Raw genomic sequence first — 507 nt, 5'->3', positions numbered from 1 at the left:
TGGATATACTAATTTAGCTTCCAGTTAAAGTTAAGAATAAAATCTTATTTTTAACATATGAAACGAGAAAGAAAAATTTATGATCCAGCTTTTAAGACAAAAGCAGTCCAATTAAGCAATGAGAGAGATAATATTTCAGAGCTGGCAAGAGAACTTGGAATAAAAGTAACCTTGCTTTACAAATGGCGAAAAGAATACGAAGAATTTGGCGAAGGCAGTTTTCCTGGAAAAGGAAACCTTAAACTAACACCAGAACAAGAAAAGATTCAAGAATTAGAGAAGAAGTTGAAAGATGCAGAGCTAGAACGTGATATATTAAAAAAAGCAATCGGCATTTTTTCCAAGAGCGGTCGATGAAATACACGTTCATTAAAAATCATGAATACTTATTTCCGATTGAAAAAATGTGTAAGGTTTTAGAGGTTGGTTCTAGTGGATATTATAAATGGAAAAACAAACCTATTTCAAATAGAACAGTTAGAAAAAATCAGATAAAACAGCAAATAA

General features: G+C 31.0%; 1 protein-coding gene. It reads left to right on the top strand.

The annotated features are described in order from the left end of the window. The first annotated feature begins 57 nt into the window (after nucleotides 1-57). Nucleotides 58-357, top strand: coding sequence for a transposase (locus tag IAI56_RS15910; protein WP_187658785.1), 300 nt, complete (start codon nucleotides 58-60; stop codon nucleotides 355-357). Nucleotides 358-507 lie beyond the last annotated feature (150 nt).

It is taken from the genome of Flavobacterium macrobrachii (assembly GCF_014486675.1).
In the GTDB taxonomy this organism is placed as follows: domain Bacteria; phylum Bacteroidota; class Bacteroidia; order Flavobacteriales; family Flavobacteriaceae; genus Flavobacterium; species Flavobacterium macrobrachii.
This window is presented reverse-complemented; position numbering and strand designations above follow the sequence as displayed.